The 15,359-nt window shown below is 51.5% G+C and carries 13 protein-coding genes and 1 pseudogene; 13 read left to right on the plus strand and 1 reads right to left on the minus strand.

All coding sequences use genetic code 11. The annotated features are described in order from the left end of the window. The first annotated feature begins 106 nt into the window (after positions 1–106). From HV318_RS21240 to HV318_RS21295, 13 genes and pseudogenes are all read left to right on the plus strand, one after another. Positions 107–367, plus strand: coding sequence for a putative phage tail assembly chaperone (locus HV318_RS21240; protein ID WP_182274298.1), 261 nt, complete (start codon positions 107–109; stop codon positions 365–367). 47 nt (positions 368–414) lie between these two features. Continuing rightward, a complete protein-coding gene (locus HV318_RS24565) occupies positions 415–558 on the plus strand; it encodes a DUF6890 family protein (RefSeq protein ID WP_524537214.1) in 144 nt (47 codons plus the stop codon). Next, the gene (locus HV318_RS21245; RefSeq protein WP_182274299.1) at positions 555–2,939 is read left to right on the plus strand and encodes a phage tail tape measure protein; all 2,385 of its coding nucleotides are present in this window, start codon (positions 555–557) and stop codon (positions 2,937–2,939) included. Before HV318_RS24565 ends, HV318_RS21245 begins: the two co-directional genes overlap by 4 nt. Next, positions 2,936–3,265 carry a DUF2590 family protein gene (locus HV318_RS21250; RefSeq protein WP_182274300.1) on the plus strand — a complete coding sequence of 110 codons (330 nt, stop codon included), beginning with the start codon at positions 2,936–2,938 and terminating at the stop codon, positions 3,263–3,265. Before HV318_RS21245 ends, HV318_RS21250 begins: the two co-directional genes overlap by 4 nt. Then, positions 3,262–4,446, plus strand: coding sequence for a baseplate J/gp47 family protein (locus HV318_RS21255; protein ID WP_182274301.1), 1,185 nt, complete (start codon positions 3,262–3,264; stop codon positions 4,444–4,446). The genes HV318_RS21250 and HV318_RS21255 overlap by 4 nt, the downstream gene beginning before the upstream one ends. Beyond that, entirely contained in the window at positions 4,439–5,026 is a 588-nt protein-coding gene (locus tag HV318_RS21260; protein ID WP_182274302.1) for a hypothetical protein, read from the plus strand. The genes HV318_RS21255 and HV318_RS21260 overlap by 8 nt, the downstream gene beginning before the upstream one ends. Positions 5,027–5,035: 9 nt before the next feature. Then, positions 5,036–7,648 (plus strand): tail fiber protein, encoded by a 2,613-nt coding sequence (locus HV318_RS24280; protein WP_249421818.1) that lies wholly within the window; start codon positions 5,036–5,038, stop codon positions 7,646–7,648. A gap of 2 nt (positions 7,649–7,650) precedes the next feature. After that, the gene (locus tag HV318_RS21270) at positions 7,651–8,088 is read left to right on the plus strand and encodes a tail fiber assembly protein (protein ID WP_182274303.1); all 438 of its coding nucleotides are present in this window, start codon (positions 7,651–7,653) and stop codon (positions 8,086–8,088) included. Continuing rightward, positions 8,078–8,803 (plus strand): hypothetical protein, encoded by a 726-nt coding sequence (locus tag HV318_RS21275; RefSeq protein WP_182274304.1) that lies wholly within the window; start codon positions 8,078–8,080, stop codon positions 8,801–8,803. Before HV318_RS21270 ends, HV318_RS21275 begins: the two co-directional genes overlap by 11 nt. Further along, positions 8,775–9,329 carry a baseplate complex protein gene (locus HV318_RS21280; RefSeq protein WP_182274305.1) on the plus strand — a complete coding sequence of 185 codons (555 nt, stop codon included), beginning with the start codon at positions 8,775–8,777 and terminating at the stop codon, positions 9,327–9,329. Before HV318_RS21275 ends, HV318_RS21280 begins: the two co-directional genes overlap by 29 nt. A 2-nt stretch (positions 9,330–9,331) precedes the next feature. Then, positions 9,332–10,717, plus strand: a pseudogene (locus tag HV318_RS21285) (hypothetical protein); the annotation flags it as partial. Between the two features lie 49 nt (positions 10,718–10,766). Further along, positions 10,767–11,929 (plus strand): IS3-like element IS3 family transposase gene (locus HV318_RS21290; protein WP_085947598.1). Its coding sequence is split into 2 segments (ribosomal slippage): positions 10,767–11,028 and positions 11,028–11,929, totalling 1,164 coding nucleotides; the frame shifts between segments, so codons are not numbered across the junction. A 290-nt stretch (positions 11,930–12,219) separates the two neighbouring features. Further along, entirely contained in the window at positions 12,220–13,338 is a 1,119-nt protein-coding gene (locus HV318_RS21295; protein ID WP_182274306.1) for a PIN domain-containing protein, read from the plus strand. A gap of 256 nt (positions 13,339–13,594) precedes the next feature. Here HV318_RS21295 and HV318_RS21300 read toward each other — a convergent pair whose 3' ends face one another. Next, positions 13,595–15,286 (minus strand): aspartate:alanine antiporter, encoded by a 1,692-nt coding sequence (locus HV318_RS21300; protein ID WP_182274307.1) that lies wholly within the window; start codon positions 15,284–15,286, stop codon positions 13,595–13,597. Positions 15,287–15,359: the final 73 nt, after the last annotated feature.

A 15,359-nucleotide genomic window follows, 5' to 3' on the forward strand; every position in this document is an offset into this window, starting at 1 on the left:
GCGGATATTGCTGCCCCTGCTATTGAGTATCAGGATTTATATTCTGTGTGTGCAGCACGTCATAACGCGCTGATTGATGAAATGAATAAACGAGAGAGTGTATTAAATGGAACAGAAAATTAAACTTGTTGTGTGTGGTAAAGATATTGTTTTCGCGCCTAACCAGACCGCCTATAACAAATTCATCAATGAAATGGCGATGGATAACAAAGTTGCCCCGGCGCATAACTATCTGACCCGTATTGTTGAGCCAGAAAGTAAAGACGCGCTGGCCGAACTTTTAAAACGTCCGGGGGCGGCGTTGCAACTGGCAGGTAAGGTTAACGAGATTTATGCGCCTGAGCTGGAAATTGAAGTAAAAAACTGACAAAGCGAGTCCGGGCAATTGAGCAAAACGGACTCGAACAATATTTAATTTTACGCCGCCATTATTTACCCCTTGGGGAAGATTCCATTGATGATATCGCCGCCGCTGTCTGGCTGGATAATCGTCAGTGGGAAAATATGCGTATCGCCACGGCTAACGGAATAAGCACTGCTTTTAAAGGCTCTGGATGAAACAGTTAGATTTTACATTAAGCCTGATTGATAAATTATCCCGCCCGTTAAAGCAGGTGCAGAATAATGTGACCGGCTTTGCGGATAAATCAAAAGCAGCGTTTACGCAGATTGGCGGCGGTGCGCTGGCGCTGGCTGGAACGGGAATGGCCATCAAGGGCGCGTTGTCTCCGGCCATTGAAATGTATGACGCGCTGAATGATGCGGCTGCTAAAGGCATTGACAGCACTGCGCTTAAAACTGTTCAGCGGGATGCGCTGACGTTCAGCACGACATACGGCGCGAGTGCGGTGGAGTTTGTTAAGTCCACGGAAGAAATAAATGCGGCCATTGCCGGGCTGACGGGTAATGAACTGCCGAAAGTGACCAAAGTCGCCAATGTCCTGGCGTTTGCCATGAAATCAACAGCGGCGGAAACGTCGGAATTCATGGGGCAGATGTTCGGTAACTTTTCCTCTGATGCCGCACGCCTGGGGAAAGTGCAGTTTGCTGAGCAACTGGCTGGCAAAATGGTTTATATGCGCAAGACGTTCGGCGCGGAAATGGCCACTATCAAAGACCTGATGGAAGGTGCACGCGGCGTGGGGACAAACTACGGCGTCGGGCTGGATGAACAGCTGGCCGTGCTGGGACAGCTGAGCCGCACACTGGGGACGGAAGCGAGCAGCGCATACGAAGGCTTTATGACGGGCGCAATTGATGGTGCTAAAAAGCTGGGGCTGTCCTTTACTGACGCAACCGGAAAAATGCTGTCCATGCCGGAAATGCTGGCAAAGCTTCAGGGCAAGTATGGCAAGAGTCTGGAAGGGAACCTGAAAGCACAGGCGGAGCTGGATGAAGCCTTTGGGGATAGTTCTGCGGTGGTCAAACAGCTGTATGGCAACGTGGCGTTACTTCAACGGAACATCACCGAGCTGGGCGGGGCGGACGGACTGAAGCGCACCCAGGAGATGGCGGCCAAAATGGTGAAGCCGTGGGATCGCTTCATCGCCATCCTGACGGCCATTAAAACCGTCATTGGCCTGACGCTGATCCCGGTACTGTATCCGCTACTGAATCGCCTGGCAGATATGGGGCAGACCTTTGCCAGGTGGATGCAGCTGTTTCCCAACATCGCGCGGGTGGTGGGGTATGCCGCGCTGGCGCTGCTGAGTTTTGCCGCAGTGGGAGCCATCGCAAATATTGTGATGGGTATCAATGCCTTTGTGATGATGGGTGTAACAAAAGTGCTGGCACCAATGGCCAGATTGCTGGGGCTTAATCGCCTGGCAATTCTGGCCAGTAACGCCGTGACGCAACTGTTTACTGCCGGATTGCGCAGATTGCGTGCAACCCTGTTGGCCGCCAGTATTGCTGCCCGTATGGGTTCCGCCTCGTTCTTACTGATGATTGCCCCGATAGCGGCTATAGCGCTGGCCATTGCTGGTGTGGTGCTGGCGGTTATCAAATTCTGGCAACCGATAAAGGCGTTTGTCAGCGGCTTTATCAGCGGTTTCAGCCAGGCAAGTGGTGCACTGACGCCGTTTAAAGGGCTGTTTAGCGGCATCGCCACGGCAGTGGGCTGGGTGTGGAATGGGGTTAAAACCCTGTTTGGCTGGTTCGGCAACCTGCTTTCTCCGGTGCAAATGACCGGGGAACAGCTGGCAGGCGTGACCAGTGCGGGTGAAACCTTTGGCCGTGTCGTGGCGGGGGCGGTTGGCCTGGTTCTGACTCCGTTTGAGCTGGTTTATCGTTCCATTCAGACAGTTATTGATATGTTTGGGATCGTCATTGAGGGCTGGCGCGACGTAGTTAATGCCTTTGATATTAATTCCCCGGTTGAGTCTTTTGAAAAAATGGCGAGCGTGATCGGTGGTATTTTTGGGAAGCTGTGGGAAACCCTGAAGGGGGCATTTTCAGGGACGTATAACTGGATTGTCGAGAAGTTAAATAATATACCGGGTGTGAATATCGCATTATCCACTGAAGCAGCGCCAGTGGTATCAACAGCACCTGATATTAAAAGGAGTATTCCGGCGCAGTCAGCTGCAAATAATGTTCCTCAATCTGTAAGTATTCCTCCTGTGCCATATAACGCGAAACAGATTGAGCAACCTGCAATTGCAGCGCCAGACATTAAACAGGTGACATATGGAGGAAATGTAACGCAGCAATTAACGCAAAATACAGTAATGTCTAAGCCGCCACCAGTTATCGCCCCGAACGTGCTTTTAACAGGTGGGGAACTTAAAGGTATTGAGCGTGGCGGAATCAGTAAAACAATAAACAGTAATTCTAAATCTGTGACGGACAACAGCCGAAAAATTGAAACGGTAAATATTTATCCGAAAGAAACACTTTCGCCGGGTCAATTGCAGGAATGGCAGGAGCTAAACCCATGAGTGATTTGCTTTACATCGATCTGCTGATTGAAAACGGTAATTTTGTGCTGAATACCGGAAAAGAGCCTGAACTGTGTAATAACCGAAAAAGTATCGGGCAGGACATAATTCACAGCATCCTGGAAAGCGGTCTGGCCACACAATTAATTGGCGAACGCAGCCCGACTTTACGCGCCGATATCTTCACGCAGCTGGAACTGCTTATTGAAGAGGATGAGCGAATTGTGCCGGGAACGGTGGAAGTGAGCGAGGAAAGCCATGCGCGCCTTTGGGTGACGGCCAGCACGTACGATTTTGGCGGAATATCTGCACAGGTGGATTTATGACGGAAAAGCCGCAGGTAGATTTTGAAGAGGTGGTGAAGTCCAGCGGGATGCCTGTTACTGAAGAGGCTGTACGCGCCCGGTTTAACGCAATTGCAACCCAGGAAGGGCTAATCACAAACACGTCGCGTATGTCTCCGTTCTGGAAACTCATTACCGCGATTGTGACCGCGCCTGTGATGTGGCTTAAGGACGCGCTGGTTTCCGTAGTCATGACAAATATGTTTGTGGCTACAGCGGGTGGAAATATGTTGCGCCTGCTGGCCTGGGCGGTAAACGTCACAGCCAAACCCGCCAGTGCAGCGGAAGGTGTGATCCGGTTTTACAAAGTGGATGCAAATCAGGCCATCGCGATAAAAGCGGGAACGGTGATCCAGACAGAAAGAATAAACGGCAAAGTTTACGCAGTGGCCACGGTGTCCGATGTGGTGATCCCCTCCGGTACAGACAGCGCATTACTGGCCGTAAAAGCTACGGGAACGGGCGGCGCATACAACCTTGCTCCGGGTTACTACCGCATTTTACCCGTAGCTGTCGATGGTATCAGCCATGTTGTCAGTGAGGAGGAGTGGCTGACTGCGCCCGGCGCGGATGAGGAAAGTGATGATGAACTGCGCGAACGCTGCCGGAATCAGTTCAACCTGGTGGGGAATTACCACACGGATGCGGTTTACCGCTCAATGATTTCCAGTGTGGCAGGTTTGAGCATTGACCGGATTTTCTTTCAGCATGATGCACCGCGTGGCCCGGGTACAGCGAACGCCTTTTTGTTGCTGGATAGCGGAGTAACCTCAGAGCCGTTTATTGACGCGGTGAATGATTACATCAACACGCAAGGCCATCACGGGCACGGTGATGATATGCAGTGTTTTGCCATGCCGGAAACCCGTCACGACCTGAGTGTCACGGTTTACGTAAGGAATTTGAGTAATCTGGAGCAAGAGCAACAGGTTTTACTGGCAAAAAATATTGAAAACCTGATCCGCTGTGCCTTCAGGGAAAACACAGAATATAGCGTGAAAAAAACGTGGCCATATTCACGCTTTTCCTTCTCCCAACTGGGGCGGGAAGTACACAAAACCTTCCCGGATTCGGATTCGATAGAGTTTTCCCTTAAAGACATAACCAGCGATCTGAATGTACCCCGACTTAACTCTTTAACGGTGGCATTAAAAAATGACTGATTTTATGAAAAAGCTGGCCAGCATGGCGCTGCCGTCATGGATGAATAAAGGGGAGCCGCTGGCGTTGCTTCGCACGGCGCGGAGATTCTGGGCGGAGGTGTACGGCTGGATAACGTGGCCTCTGAGGCAGTTTGATCCGCTGGTCTGTATTGAGCCGATATTGAATCTGATTGCCTATGACCGGGACATTACCCGCTTTAGCAGTGAGCCGTTGAGTCTGTTTCGAAAGCGTGTGGCCTATGCATTTATCAATGCGCGTGATGCGGGTTCGGTTGAAGGGTTCATTAACATTTTCCAGCGCCTGGGGATTGGTTATGTAGAGCTGGTTGAGCGCCAGCCAGATATTGACTGGGACGTGATCCTGGTGCGCGTGACGGATAGCCAGATAGCGGATAACACGCAACTGATGATTCAGATAATCAGGCAGTACGGAAGAACATGCCGCCGCTATCAGTTTGAAGTGATCACATCCGAACACCTGGCCATCCGGGCGGGTTGGGATCAGGGGGAATATGTGGTTTATCCGGCACGGCTGAACAGTATGGAAGCAAGCGGCGCAACGTTTAGCGCGAGTTTATAGGGAGTATTTATGTCACAGACTGCTATCACACTGGCTTTTGAAGAGTGGAAGGCGAGCCAGTCCGTAACGGGTGAGTCCGTTCTGCTGGATGAGTTTGTTTTCGCCAATGTGCCGGGGCTGGATGCCGGTAACCCGGTTGATCGTAATGAAGTGTTGCCGCCAGATGCACAAATCGTTCATCGTCAGGCGGTAAGCCGTAAGGGGGTTGTTAATGAAAATGCCGTGGTGCATTCCGTTGTCCTGGGCGCAGACGTGGGCGATTTTTCGTTTAACTGGATTGGGCTGACCAACAAAGCAAGTAACACTCTGGCCATGATTGTTCATGCGCCATTACAGCAAAAGCTGAAAACAAAAGACGGCCAGCAGGGTAACGTCCTTACCCGTTCGTTTTTGATGGAGTTTAACGGTGCGCAGAATGAAACAGAAATCAACACGCCAGCTGAAACCTGGCAGATTGATTTTACGGCGCGAATGGCCGGAATGGATGAGCGCCAGCGCCTGGAGAATATCGACATCTACGGCGTGGCGGCGTTCTTCGGTGATGGTTACCTTGTTGCTAAAAATGGTTCTCAGTTTTTTGTGAATCCCGGAGTGGGATACGTGCGCGGGCTGCGTACACAGCTGGCGGCCAGTCAAAATATTGTCGTGACAACCAGGCCGGTAAATGTCTGGCTGGATGTAACCTGGACGGGGACACTGACGAGCGCCTGGGCTGTAGAAAGTAAAATCGTTGTTGCCGATACCCTGGCGGATTATGTGCAAAATGGCGTTCAGCACTTTGTGTTTGCAGTGGCCAGCATTGATGCCAATGGCAGCATTACTGACTTGCGCCCAAAAGGCACGCTTAACGATCAGAGCGCCAGTGATGCGCTGGCCAGACACGAAAAGTCACGCAATCATCCGGATGCGACAACAGAGGCTAAAGGTTTTACCCAGCTAAGCAGTGCGACAGACAGCCAATCTGAAACGCTCGCCGCAACACCGAAAGCGGTGAAAGCGGTACGTGACATTGCCGACGGGAAATACACGGCTCAGGACGCGACTACGGCGCAAAAGGGTATCGTCCAGCTCAGTAGCGCGACCGACAGCACGTCTGAAGTGCTCGCCGCAACACCGAAAGCGGTGAAAACGGTGCGCGACATTGCTGACGGGAAATACACGGCTCAGGACGCTACCACGGCGCAAAAGGGTATCGTCCAGCTCAGTAGCGCGACCGACAGCACGTCTGAGACGCTCGCAGCAACACCAAAAGCGGTGAAAGCGGTGCGTGACCTTGCTGACGGGAAATACACGGCTCAGGATGCCAGCCTGTGGAAAAAAGGGATTGTCCAGCTTAGCAGTGCGACAGACAGCCTGTCTGAGTCGTTTGCCGCGACCCCGAAGGCGGTGAAAGCGGTCACAGATTATGTAACGGCACTTATAAAAAGTCTCGGCACTGCCGCCTCGAAGAACGCCCAGGAGACTCGTGACGATATCACCCCTGGTCGGTTGCTTGTTAACGGTGGTGCGCTTGCGCTTCGGACTGTGGCCGCAAGAGCGGGTACGGCAATCGCAGATGCAAGCGCCCTCCCGGCTAACTCAGTGAGCTTTTGTTATTCAGATGCAGCATTTTCACCAGGCTATGAAGCCACCATTCTTGATGTGGGTGGGCTTGGTGGTGATGGCTACCGTGTGCAGTATGCCGCGTCTTATGCCGATGGCGGGAAGCGGCTTAAATTCCGTACTTTAAATGCTGATAACGGCTATTGGGGAGCCTGGACGAGTGTTTTAACAAACCACGGCGGAAGTGTCTCATATCTTGATGGGGCGACTTATTACAGCACAAACAAAAACACGTGGGCTGGATGCGGTAGTTTTGCTGACCAATACGGTAATAACATTGCACCATTCTTACATCAGACATATACAACACCGAAAGATGTGTCTATATATCTCCCGCTGATAAAGGGAATTTCTCAAACGGAATATTACGGCTTCGGTTCGGCTGTAAGTTTTGGAATATTACGAACAGGGAAAAATGATTTCGGCAGTGCCGTAATTCAGGTTATTGGTGATAACGGTGCCGGGGCTATATATAAGTTTACTTCCGATGGAATTTTTAATGCGCCAAGCCAGATCCTCAGCGGCGGAGTAATTTCCGCAGCGGGGGATATTATTTCTAACGGTGGGAATCTGCGTGCTGGAGGATACGTCGCATGCGGTGGAAATGTTGTCGCTGGCGCTGGCGTTTTTGAATCAGGTGGAAATGTGCGTGTTTATTCCTCCAATAATCCGCCGCCAAAGGTCGCCTACACAGAAGCGGAAAGCGACTGGCGTTTTCAGCCAAAAGGGAGTTACGCATCGCCAAATACCGCGTGGTGGAATGGTAGCCAGATGGTGTGGCGGTGCGGCAGTACGGGAGCCATGCGTATGTCCGCAGTGGTGGGGGGGGTGCCAAACGGTGGGCGCGTCTCTTTCCCGTCTGTATTTCCTAATGCGTGCAGGGTTGTGATCCCAACCCGAAATGAAGAACCGGGAAACGGCGCGGCATTGCAGCCATTTAATGTTGACCAGACAGGTTTTAATTTGCGTATTGCGGGTGGTGGTACTGTCAATCTTATGTATACCGCAGAGGGTTATTAATTATGGGATTTGTCTACAGGGCAAAAACGGGCGGTTTTTATAACGATGCTTTCGAAGATGCATATCGTAAAGCAGGAACGTGGCCGGGTTTTTATGTTCGTGTGTCAGATGATGACTATCTGGCACTGATGGAAGGGCAGGCTAAAGGGAAAATGATTGTGCCTGATAAGCGTTGTTATCCTGTTTTGCAAGACCGCCCGGCTCCTTCCCGTGAAGCGCTTATCTCGGAGGCTGAGGAAAAGCGCCAGGCATTAATTGACTCTGCAATGCAGTCGATTGCCGTTATTCAGCTTAAACAAATGAACGGGCGCAGTTTAACGGAGAAGGAATTAACCAGAGTTAATGACGTACTGGATTACATCGAAACGCTGGAAGCTGCGGTTGGCACAGGAACAGTGCCGGATATTGTTTTGCCGGAGATTATTTCTGATGTGGCGTGAAGCTCGAATTGCATTTAGTGATTCAGTGGCGGCTTTGAACTGTTCGGTTATCCCGGCGCACCCGTGGGTATACGGGCTGGGGCAACAGACAGAGAACGGCGCATATCTCAGCCCGGTAAACGCGATCAGCTACCTTGCTGAAAAGCTGGCCGGGACGGGGGGCGCGGCGGACATTGTGATCATGATGGTTTCCGGCCAGACGCATGAAAACTTTATGGCCAACCTTAATCGACTGGTAGATGTGTTCCCCAGTCCGGCATTTACCCAGGTGCGGAGGCTGGCACAGTCCGCCGCGCAGCTGGCTGCGGAGAAAATGCAAATCCCGGCCATGTACAGCCAAAGTTTGCCAGCGGCGATCCCGCTTTCGGTTCCTACAAGCCGCACCGCTCTGGCTGCGGCTGCGGTCAAAAAAGCACAGCAGGAAGCTGCGGCAGTGGTGGACGTGTCGACGGTAAAAAAACTGATGGGGGACTTTCAACGGCAACGTGAAAGCATGATTGCAGGTATTGCCAGCGGATTATCAGAATTACAGGGAAAAAGCGCCAGGGCGTGGGTGTTTACCGCCAGTGGCGATCTGCCGTCAACGCTTCTGGAGCTGGTAAAAGGAATTCCGCTGCAATCCTCCGTGTATACCGCGGCGATGATGCTTGTTGGTGATAATCTTGACGGTATTAAAGGGATGATCCATGACATCGAACCCAACTCTGGCGCTTAACGGCGAGGCCATATTGCTGAAGAACATGCGTGTTACGGTTTCCCAGCAGTTTCAGGATAAAGACCAGTCCGGCCAGACAAGCGCCACAACAAAATCAGAGCAGGGCATTAAAGGCAAAGAGCTGCGCGTGTCCGGCGAAATCCCGTATAAAAACCCGGAAATTTTGCGGCGTATCTTTGAGCTGGGAAGCGCAACAGACGCTGGCGGCCAGCGTCAGAAATACCGCGTTGCGCATGAAGCTGCGCGTGCCGTTAATTTCCGTGAAGCGACCTTCACCGGAACCCTGGACGCGCCGCCGCAGGATGGGCGTATGTCCTGGCTGGTTACGTTCACTCTGACCGAACATATCAGCGTGCAGGAAAAACGTGAGGCCAGAACCAGCGGCAAGACAAAAGCCGTGAAGCAGACCGCAGGATCAGGTGCTGGCGCAGGTCAGAAAGGGAGCCAGGCAGCGGGTGAGGATGAAGAAAAACTGACGTGGTTTGAAAGTAAGGTGCTCAAGCCCGTGAATGATGCGCTGGGATAAAAATGAAACCGATTAAACGACTGTTCCTTTCAACGGATGAAATCCACCTGGCTGATACCAGTCTGGTGCTGGAGCTGAACAGCTGCGGCCGGGGGTTTATTACTGCCGGGACAACGGAGGATTATACCGGGAAACTGGTTCGCCTTGATGTGGGTTACACCGATCTGGTGCTGCGATGGTTCACCGGATATGTGGAGCGATCACAACCCGCTGAAAATGGTTTTCAGCGCCTGTTTGTTCGTGAGCTGGTAGGCGTGTTTGAACGCGTGTGGCCATGTTCATTTCAGCATCCCACATTGCGCAAGGTGGCCAACTGGTTGGCTGAGCATTCCGGACTGACATTTAGCGTACCAGATGCAGAATATTCAGACCGTCCGATCCCACATTTCACTCACAGCGGCACGGGTTATCAGCTTCTTGATAATCTGGGTAAGGCTTTTGGTATAACGGATTACGTCTGGTATCAGCTGCCCGATGGCGGGGTTTATGTCGGCGGTGCTGAAAAAGCCCTGTTTGCTGGCCGCCCGGTTGAGATCCCCCATGAATTTAGCCAGGGAACGGCAGGGGGGAATTCCATGACGCTGCCTCTGGTGCAGAGTTTACGCCCCGGTGTGGAGATGAACGGCGAAAGGGTGACAAAAGTCCACCTGCAAAATGACACAATGACCGTGACCTGGACACCGCGCAACCGTGCCACGGGTAAGGCACTGCAAAAATTACCCGTGCAGCGTCAGATTGAAAGCCATTATCCTGAGCTGGCATCCGGGTTGCACCTGCCAAAGTTTGCGCGTGTCATGAATCCTGTCGAGGCGGTAAAAAGCGGTAATTTTTCTGATCCGTTTCGTCCGCGATATGCCGTTGACGTGCAGCTGCTTGACGCTGACGGAAACCCGGATAAAAACACGCCAGTTTATTCAGCGGTTCCACTGCCGGTTCCTATGGCGGGTAATGACTCCGGGATGTTCCAGTTTCCACCTGAAGGGACGCTGGTTGAGATCGGTTTTACGGGAGGGCGGCCAGATAAGCCGTTTGTACGCCAGACTGTCCCGGAAGGAACCAGCCTCCCGGATATTCAGCCCGGGGAACAATTGCAACAGCAGCGTGCGGAAGTGTCGCAGCGTGTCACCCAGGCGGGTGACTGGGTAAGGCAGACAGACCAGACAATCAGTGAAATCTCTATGGCGCGTGTGGTTAAGGCCGATACAGAACAGCGTGAGCTGATCAGCCGGGAAACCAATATTAAAGCCACTGATAAAATCACGGTGCTGGGGACATCCATGCTGATGGCCGGAGCCATTCAGCAGGTATGTACGGGCGATTACAGCCAGGCGGCAACTAACCGCGTGGCCAGTATTGGTGGCAATGATGAAACTGATCTTACCCAGCAATAGTGGACACGCGGCTAAGTGAGTAAACTCTCAGTCAGAGGTGACTCACATGACAAAAACAGTATCAACCAGTAAAAAACCCCGTAAACAGCATTCGCCTGAATTTCGCAGTGAAGCCCTGAAGCTTGCTGAACGCATCGGTGTTACTGCCGCAGCCCGTGAACTCAGCCTGTATGAATCACAGCTCTACAACTGGCGCAGTAAACAGCAAAATCAGCAGACGTCTTCTGAACGTGAACTGGAGATGTCTACCGAGATTGCACGTCTCAAACGCCAGCTGGCAGAACGGGATGAAGAGCTGGCTATCCTCCAAAAGGCCGCGACATACTTCGCGAAGCGCCTGAAATGAAGTATGTCTTTATTGAAAAACATCAGGCTGAGTTCAGCATCAAAGCAATGTGCCGCGTGCTCCGGGTGGCCCGCAGCGGCTGGTATACGTGGTGTCAGCGGCGGACAAGGATAAGCACGCGTCAGCAGTTCCGCCAACACTGCGACAGCGTTGTCCTCGCGGCTTTTACCCGGTCAAAACAGCGTTACGGTGCCCCACGCCTGACGGATGAACTGCGTGCTCAGGGTTACCCCTTTAACGTAAAAACCGTGGCGGCAAGCCTGCGCCGTCAGGGACTGAGGGCAAAGGCCTCCCGGAAGTTCAGCCCGGTCAGCTACCGCGCACACGGCCTGCCTGTGTCAGAAAATCTGTTGGAGCAGGATTTTTACGCCAGTGGCCCGAACCAGAAGTGGGCAGGAGACATCACGTACTTACGTACAGATGAAGGCTGGCTGTATCTGGCAGTGGTCATTGACCTGTGGTCACGTGCCGTTATTGGCTGGTCAATGTCGCCACGCATGACGGCGCAACTGGCCTGCGATGCCCTGCAGATGGCGCTGTGGCGGCGTAAGAGGCCCCGGAACGTTATCGTTCACACGGACCGTGGAGGCCAGTACTGTTCAGCAGATTATCAGGCGCAACTGAAGCGGCATAATCTGCGTGGAAGTATGAGCGCAAAAGGTTGCTGCTACGATAATGCCTGCGTGGAAAGCTTCTTTCATTCGCTGAAAGTGGAATGTATCCATGGAGAACACTTTATCAGCCGGGAAATAATGCGGGCAACGGTGTTTAATTATATCGAATGTGATTACAATCGGTGGCGGCGGCACAGTTGGTGTGGCGGCCTCAGTCCGGAACAATTTGAAAACCAGAACCTCGCTTAGGCCTGTGTCCATATTACGTGGGTAGGATCAAGTGAGGGGATCGTTTTTGTGTTCTGGCAGTATTCGTCGTGGAAAAGTTGAGGCCAGACTTAGCAAGGCATAGGGGCAATTAGAAGGTTCATAGAAAACTGAAAAAAATGCACGCGTGTCGTGTAAACCAGCGATCTAACAATTGCATGGAAATCTAATTTTAATCTTGGAACTTGATAAAACTTTTGACACATTAGTAGTCGCTTTTTAGTTGTGGATATTCTTCCGATGATTACTTGGCAGAGCTTAAGGCATTCGATATGACTGAAAAATTCACCGCAATTTTGCTAGATACGAGTATCTATGATCAGTACGGTTTAAAGCTTGAGAAAGGGTTGCTGGGCAAGCTTTCCCAGTTCAGCAGGACCCCGACAACGTTTTTGATACCGGATGTAATCTACAATGAAGTTAAAAATCATCTTGAAAGAAAAATCAAAACCTCGCGTGGTTCCCTAGAGAAAGCTTTCGAAGAAGCTGGCGATCATCTTTTTTTTGATGGAAGTGAACTAAATGATGCAAAAAAAACATTGATTGAAAGCAGAGAAGTTGAAGGATTAGGAAAGAGCAGATTAGACAGATTTGTTGCCGTAACAGATGCGGAGGTTCTAACTACAGGGGATTATGTTTCTGTACCTGAACTCCTTGAAAGATATTTCTCTTCTGAACCACCTTTCGCAGATACAGGTAAGAAAAAAAATGAGTTTCCCGATGCAATAACATTAATGGCCGTCCAGGCTTGGGCTGAAGAGAATGGTGAAAGTGTGCTTGCTGTAGCAAGGGATGACGATTGGCAGAGATTTTGTGTAGACGCTGAGAATTTGCACTATGAACCTGATTTATCAACCGCTCTAGCACACTTCAATGAAGAAACCGCGCCGTATGAACTAATCGATAACTTACAAAAAGCACTTGCTGAGGGACAAGCCGGTAAATTCTTGCATGATGTTGCTGTACACCTTGAGTCAACCTTTGACGGGTTCGCGCCAGAACAAGAGGCAGATTCATATTTATACTGGGAGGCTGACGGATGTTCAGGTGGATTTGAAGATTTTGAGTTTACAGATAATCACTTCACTGTCATCGACAAGGATGAAAACTGGGTTGTTATAGAAGCATTTGCAGAAATTTCACTTTACGCAGAAGGTGATTTTTCCCTATCGGTTTACGACTCATTTGACAAAGACCACGTCTACATGGGGTCAATTACCAAGAGAGCCGAGGAAACATATACATCCAGAATACTTATCACAATCTCCGGAGACTTGTCAGGTTCTATAGATGATTTGATCGTTGACGATGTGGAAGTGATCGAGCGTCCAACATCGATGGATTTCGGTGAGCTTGAATTAGAGTATGAGCCTGACGAGCAAGATTTGTAACAACTATGATTAGGCACTATTGCTGTCGCCATTTTGTCGCCAACTTGATTGCAGTTTCTTTGTAGTTACTTGAATTTAAATGGTTTTATTTTCACCCAACAAAAAACCCATCAACCTTGAACCAAAACGGCGGGGTTGATGGGCTCCACAAATTGGGGACATCAAAGAAAAGCAGTGGCACTAATTATGACTGCCCCCTGAATAAAAAGTTCTGCGCATAACGAAAATTTTTTTCTGGTATGCGCAAACCTGAGTGTTATCCGAGTCCCAGCCCTGGCCAGATGATGATAATCAGCGTACCGGCCAGCGTCAGCAGGACGTTGGCGATGGCGTAGGTGCCGGCATAGCCCAGCGCCGGGATGTTACTGCGTGCAGTATCGCTGATGATTTCCATTGCCGGAGCACAGGTACGTGCGCCCATCATCGCGCCGAAGAGCAGGGCGCGGTTCATGCGCAGCACGTATGCACCAAACAGGAAACAGATCACCACCGGTACCAGGCTGACGATAAGGCCAGAGACCAGCATTTGCCAGCCGACAGCACCCAGGCTGTGACCAATGCCGCTACCGGCGCTTAAGCCAACGCCCGCCATAAACACCATCAGGCCGAACTCTTTTACCATATTCAGCGCACCCTGCGGGATATAGCCGAAGGTCGGGTGGTTCGCTCGCAGGAAGCCGAGCATAATCCCGGCAAACAGCAGCCCGGCGGCGTTACCGATGCCGAAGCTAAAGTTGCTGAACTGGAAGGTGATCATCCCGATCATCAGGCCCACGATAAAGAAGGCGCAGAAGGCCAGCAGGTCGGTGACCTGGCTGTGAATGGAGATAAAGCCGATGCGGTCAGCAACGGTTTTTACGCGTCGGGTATCGCCGCTTACCTGTAAAACGTCACCTTTGTTCAGCACCACGTTATCGTCGATGGGCATCTCAATCTGGCTACGGATCACGCGGTTCAGGAAGCAGCCGTGGTCGGTCAGCTTCAACTGCGCCAGGCGACGACCCACGGCGTTATGGTTTTTCACCACAATCTCTTCGGTGACGATACGCATGTCGAGCAGATCGCGGTCGAATACCTCTTTGCCGTTACGGAAGCTGGGGTCAAGGCGCGCGTGAGCGTCCGGATAACCCACCAGCGCGATGTCATCGCCCATCTGCAGTACTGCGTCACCGTCCGGGTTTGCCAGAATGCCGTTGCGGCGAATACGTTCGATATAGCAGCCCGTCTGGCGATAAATGCCCAGCTCGCGCAGATTTTTCCCGTCGGCCCAGGAGACCAGTTCCGGCCCCACGCGATAGGCGCGGATCACCGGCAGGTAGACTTTACGTTTGGTGTCCGTGTCCAGACCGCGCTCGCGGGCAATCTGTTGGGCGCTGGTCTGTAAATCCTGATGCTGGAGTTTTGGCAGGTAACGCGCACCCACAATCAGGCTTACCAGGCCAATCAGATAGGTCAGGGCATAGCCCAGACTCAGGTGATCGAGAGCGGTAGAGAGCTGTGAGCCCGCCATACCTGAGTGCCGCAGAGTATCTCCTGCACCCACAAGAACCGGTGTGGAGGTCATCGAGCCTGCCAGCATACCGGCCGTTAACCCGATATCCCAGCCAAACAGTTTACCCAGCCCTAACGCAATCAGCAGCGCACTGCCGACCATCACCAGCGCCAGCATCAGATAATTTTTGCCGTCGCGGAAGAAAATTGAAAAAAAGTTCGGCCCTGCTTCCACCCCAACGCAAAAAATAAACAGCATAAAACCTAAGTTGAGCGCGTCCGTGTTAATGCTGAAATGTTGCTGGCCTAATAATAAAGAGACGACTAAAACGCCAATGGAATTACCAAGTTGAACTGAACCCAGGCGCAATTTGCCCAGGCAAAGACCCAGTGCCAGTACCACAAATAATAACAGGATGTAATTCCCATTTAACAAGTCTGCGACGTTTATATTCACGGAGGCTAACTTCTTGTTTACCAGTAAGTTGTTGAATGAAGAGGCTATTTGGGCTACTGTTTTGAACATCAGG

The sequence above is a fragment of the Enterobacter sp. RHBSTW-00901 genome (assembly GCF_014103115.1).
Taxonomy (GTDB): Bacteria; Pseudomonadota; Gammaproteobacteria; order Enterobacterales; family Enterobacteriaceae; genus Enterobacter; species Enterobacter cloacae_P.

What these genes read in the sequence shown, in the direction of transcription:
- HV318_RS21240 (WP_182274298.1), top strand. Translation starts at nt 107, where the DNA reads ATGGAACAGAAAATTAAACTTGTTGTGTGTGGTAAAGATATTGTTTTC.
- HV318_RS21245 (WP_182274299.1), top strand. Translation starts at nt 555, where the DNA reads ATGAAACAGTTAGATTTTACATTAAGCCTGATTGATAAATTATCCCGC.
- HV318_RS21250 (WP_182274300.1), top strand. Translation starts at nt 2,936, where the DNA reads ATGAGTGATTTGCTTTACATCGATCTGCTGATTGAAAACGGTAATTTT.
- HV318_RS21255 (WP_182274301.1), top strand. Translation starts at nt 3,262, where the DNA reads ATGACGGAAAAGCCGCAGGTAGATTTTGAAGAGGTGGTGAAGTCCAGC.
- HV318_RS21260 (WP_182274302.1), top strand. Translation starts at nt 4,439, where the DNA reads ATGACTGATTTTATGAAAAAGCTGGCCAGCATGGCGCTGCCGTCATGG.
- HV318_RS24280 (WP_249421818.1), top strand. Translation starts at nt 5,036, where the DNA reads ATGTCACAGACTGCTATCACACTGGCTTTTGAAGAGTGGAAGGCGAGC.
- HV318_RS21270 (WP_182274303.1), top strand. Translation starts at nt 7,651, where the DNA reads ATGGGATTTGTCTACAGGGCAAAAACGGGCGGTTTTTATAACGATGCT.
- HV318_RS21275 (WP_182274304.1), top strand. Translation starts at nt 8,078, where the DNA reads ATGTGGCGTGAAGCTCGAATTGCATTTAGTGATTCAGTGGCGGCTTTG.
- HV318_RS21280 (WP_182274305.1), top strand. Translation starts at nt 8,775, where the DNA reads ATGACATCGAACCCAACTCTGGCGCTTAACGGCGAGGCCATATTGCTG.
- HV318_RS21295 (WP_182274306.1), top strand. Translation starts at nt 12,220, where the DNA reads ATGACTGAAAAATTCACCGCAATTTTGCTAGATACGAGTATCTATGAT.